We start from the raw sequence: 4568 nt of genomic DNA, 5'->3' as shown, positions 1-4568 counted from the left end.
GTCTTGACCTTCTCGGAAACGACTATCCACCGCTCCTTCGATTTCGACCAGATGATGTTGAAAATCCTGTTCACGTGCGGTCGTTATCGGCTTGCATGAATAAAACAACACTCTACCCGTGATCCATTAATTGTAACAACACTTTATCGTATAAAGTGCGACCATGGCAATCGAGATCATTATAAAAACCAGCAAATATCACGCCACACGTAATCATTCAACGAGAACAGTAATTCATATCTCACTATTTTTAAAATAGTTACACAAAGAGCCCCGTATAACCGGATCTCTTCATACTCAATGAAACACCATAACCGACCCAAAACGAGACAATAAATATGAAGATGAGCCGATAGTGATACGGTTTACAGCACCTGAAGAATCAGGAAAAAGGTGAGGGGAAATATTATTCAGCAGGTTTTTTTGTAGTGAAAACAGTTGTACAGCGGGGAGATAACGACAGGAATAATAACCTTATATTTATAAATATCATGCGTTTACATGTTTTTATCACACATCGTAAACAGGATATTTCTCCGACAGGTTACCGACTGAGAGTAATGAGTAAAGAGAGGGAACGAGAGGTCTCATTTTCGTCTCACTATTGTCTCATATACTGATCAACAAGATCCGGATATGCTTAAACAGCACCTTTCCGGTTAATCAGTCACGTGAAACGGATAAAAAGCTGTCAATTATTAAACTATGCAGCTTGAAAGTGAAGTGGCTACTTCAACCGAAGAGAGAGACCGCTGCAGAGCAGCCAGGCCTCGGAGGCAATGTTGGCGGCCTTCTGGTTTATGATCCCGGCTATATCCCGAAACTGTCGGGACATGGCATTATCGGGTACAATACCCATACCGACCTCATTGGAAACAAGAATGATATCGCAGGGTGGCTTGCTGAGTACATCAAAAAAAAGCGCGATCTGCTCATCAATCGCATGTTGATCGACAAGATGATGCATAAGATTGGCCGTCCACACCGTCAGACAATCAAGCAGAACCAGATCGGTACCTGCTGACAGATTCCCGAAAGCACGCTGAGGAAAAAGCGGCTCCTCTATCGTCACAAATCTGTTGTGCCGCTCCGCCTTATGCTTGCCAATTCTAAGCTGCATCTCTTCATCAAACGGCTCAGCCGTAGCAACAAATACCCGATTCCGGTAAGCAGCTGCCAGTTTAAGAGCAAACGAACTTTTGCCACTCCTCGCGCCGCCAGTCACATAAATCACCTTTTTCATCTCTAAACTATATAGTTAACCACAGGCGAACAATAGTTCACCCTGTAGATTTATTACTGGTAATATCCACAACCCAGCTGCGATTTTGATCCTGTACCCGAACCTTGATATGGAAAGATTCATTCGGAGCATTCATGATCTTAAAGGTGCGGGTTCCGGAATCATAGCGTAACCATGAAGGCAGCGGGGAACCGTTGAGCAAGGTAACCCGCTCACCGCCAACACCCTGTGTAAGTCCGGTTTTAACCTCATCCGGAAGAGGAATGACCGCATTTGCTGTTTGACGAACCAGCTTTCCGCCAAGAAAAACATTGATCACTCCGTTAAACGGTTTCTGCGTCTCACTTCCGGGAGATGATCCGGTAACAGAAAGACTTGCCTGGCTGATATCCGAAGTCATGCCCCCTCCTGTTGTCATCGCTACGGTGCTGCTGACATCACCACTCTTCATATCAGAGAGGTTATCGAGGTTCATAACCGGGGCAAACTCGATTGAGCTGCCGACCGGAGCGACTGCCTGTGTATTGGTAACGGTTAAGGGCGCAACCGTTATTGATGCACTTGAAGCCGGAGCCGTCGTAGTTATTGGATTTGCGGGCATCAGGCTTGACACGGTTGTGCCTGCGGGCGAAGCGGGCGTTGCCGTAATAATCGGCAGAACTGTCTCTGGTGTGGTTTTACTTTCTGTTTCCGTTACGGGTGCTTCACTGATATCAGCCGTCAGACCACTCTGCTGCTGCAGGTTGTAGTTTGCTGCATCCGCTCCGCTTATGGTGCTGCCTGTCACCGTCACACTCTTTCCTGTGCCAACATTCCTGTCTGCAAAGGTACCTGCGGGCGTGCCGCCAAGCGTCACCACATCGCTGCCAAGCGGAGTTACCTTCGCTGTGCCCGTCAGTGTTGCCGTGGTCGTTGCATCATAAACCTTGTTCGATGCCGACAGGCCGCTCACCGTCAGATTTGCGCGGCTGATTTCGGCACTCAAAGCGCTCTGCTGCAGGAGGGTGTAGTTTGCTGCATCCGTTCCGCTTATGGTGCTGCCTGTCACCGTCACTACCTTTCCGGCTCCGACGTTCTTGTCTGCAAAGGTTCCTGCCGGAGTACCGCCCACCGTCACCACATCGCTGCCAAGCGGTGTCACCCTCGCTGTGCCCGTCAGTGTTGCCGTGGTCGTTGCATCATAGACCTTGTTCGATGCCGACAGGCCGCTCACCGTCAGATTCGCGCGGCTTATCGCATAGTTTTCCGTGGCTGTCGTGAAGTCACCACCCCAACTGTAGTTCGCAGAATCTGTCCCTGTTATACCGCTTGCTTTCTGCTTGTAACTGCCGACTTTTGTATTACCGCTTGTACTCAACGATGCATTTACCAATGTGCGCGTCACATCAACCACATCACCGGTGATCCTGTTATCCGTCACAGCACCATACACAAGCGAATTTCCGTAGGTCGAACTTCCGTCGCCGATCGCCGTTACCTGGAGCGACTTCTGATTGACCGTAAGCGTATTTGAGACATAGGTAATCCCGTATCCAAGCAGACTTGTCAATCCGGATGAACCAATTGTATGGTTGCCTGCTGTATATTTACCGGATGAAGAGGTGGAACCGGATACACTTAGTCCGCCTGATAACGCCTGTGCTTTGGTATCACTGTTTTGTTCTCCAGTGATGGTGTAGTCGAGAGTTGGTGCCGTACCGTAGGTAATCGTTTCATTTGCAGCCGTAACGTTGACTGTCGGCTGTTCGCGGTAGATGGCGTTCTTGCCCGCAGCGAGAACAGTCGTATAATTCGATGCCGATTCATCGCTGTTGTAGCGGAAACGCCCTGTTCCCGTTCCGATGAATGCACTCAAACCGGTACTTCCGGAGATGCTTCCGGTATAGAAGGATGCAATGCCGCCCGTTCCTAATGTTATCACCGGAGTGCCGGAAACAATGATGTTGCCTCCCGTTGAGGTCCCTGCCGCCGCCGATTTCCCGGCGTTCACCCTGATTGCTGTTGCCGAGCCATCTGTCGTGGAGAGATTGCCCGAAACCGTCAGGTCTCCGCTCAGGGTCGCAACATCAACCGTTCCTGATGCAGCAATGCCGGAAACAGTAAGTGCATTGGTATCAATGAGCGAAACAGCTCCGGCACTTGTCACAGCGACCGATGAAAAGTTATTCGACGTATTATTGAAGGTTACATTTCCACTCCCGGCGACAAACGTCACGGCTCCGGCTGTGGCTGTAACCACTCCGCTGCCACTGATGCTGCTGTTCGTGGTGGTCAGGGTTGTGCCTGCTCCTGCACCGAAAGTCGTAGATCCGCTGTAGGAGTGAACTCCTGTGGTTTTTACCGAACCTCCGTTTATAAAGAGCGATGTAGCTGCGTCACCGGTGAACGATGCCAATGGCGTGGAGTTTCCAATCGTACCGCCAAGGGTGACACTTCCGGATCCGCTGATACCGAGTGCAAATCCGCCATTGATAGTGCCACTCAGAGTAAGTGCTGTACCACTGTCTGCAGTGATACGGGCATCTTCAGCAAGAGTAACCGCTCCTGTATAGCTGTTAGTACCACCTGCATTGCGAAGTACACCGCCTGAACTGATACCTGCACCCGACAAGCGCAAAGTTTCTGCTCCTATCGTGATACTACCCGATAGTTCAAGTGCAGCTCCGCTCTCAACCGTTACTCCGCCAGTTGTGGAACCAAGTGCAGAGCTGTTTACCGCTCTCAGCACTCCAGCACTAATCGTAACTGCTCCCGTAAAATCATTTGCCCCTGATAGGGTCAGTGTGCCAGAGCCCGCCTTAGTAATACCTCCCCCTGTTCCTGACAGCACGCCGCTGTATGTTCCGGAAGTGTTGTCTGAGTCTCCTATGGTCAGTATATAGGAGCCGAGTGCGGTCGAGCCTGCGCCTGTCAGTGAATCAATAACCTTGTTTCCTCCGATCGTAAACGATCCGGCATTTGCTACTCCCGAACTTGCAGCTATCGATCCTGTTGCATCAAGCGTTAAGGTCCCGTTACTGATTGTTGTTGCTCCGGTGTAGGTATTCACTCCGGAGAGTGTTACTGTTCCGGCTCCCGATTTGGTCAGCGCTATGCCCGCACCGCCAAGCTTTGCACTGATCGTACCGCTTGAAACCGCATAACTGCTTCCGGTCAGAGTACCCGATCCTGTTATGCTTCCTTCCGTCAGTGTTACCACTCCAACTGTATCACTGTTGCTTCCAAGATCCAATACTGCACCACTTCCATTTACCGTCACATCTCCATTCAATGTATCTGCAGCATTGTCAAGTATCAGCTTGCCTGCACTCACAGTGGTCAGCCC

Annotated in this window: 3 protein-coding genes; all 3 read right to left on the bottom strand. The window is 50.2% G+C overall.

Annotation, left to right across the window (positions count from 1 at the left end; genetic code table 11):
- On the bottom strand, positions 1-74 hold a 74-nt coding region (locus tag BOO20_RS13385; protein WP_144277144.1), incomplete at its 3' end, for an ESPR-type extended signal peptide-containing protein.
- Between the two features lie 653 nt (positions 75-727).
- A complete protein-coding gene (gene cobU, locus BOO20_RS08925) occupies positions 728-1243 on the bottom strand; it encodes a bifunctional adenosylcobinamide kinase/adenosylcobinamide-phosphate guanylyltransferase (RefSeq protein WP_076792172.1) in 516 nt (171 codons plus the stop codon).
- Between the two features lie 37 nt (positions 1244-1280).
- The coding region (locus BOO20_RS08920) for an S-layer family protein (protein ID WP_076792171.1) at positions 1281-4568 on the bottom strand (3288 nt) is incomplete at its 5' end.

Origin of the sequence: Chlorobium sp. KB01 (assembly GCF_001975465.1) — a bacterium.
Classification (GTDB): domain Bacteria; phylum Bacteroidota; class Chlorobiia; order Chlorobiales; family Chlorobiaceae; genus Chlorobium.
The sequence above is the reverse complement of the archived record's forward strand: the minus strand, read 5'-3'. Positions and strand labels throughout refer to the sequence as shown.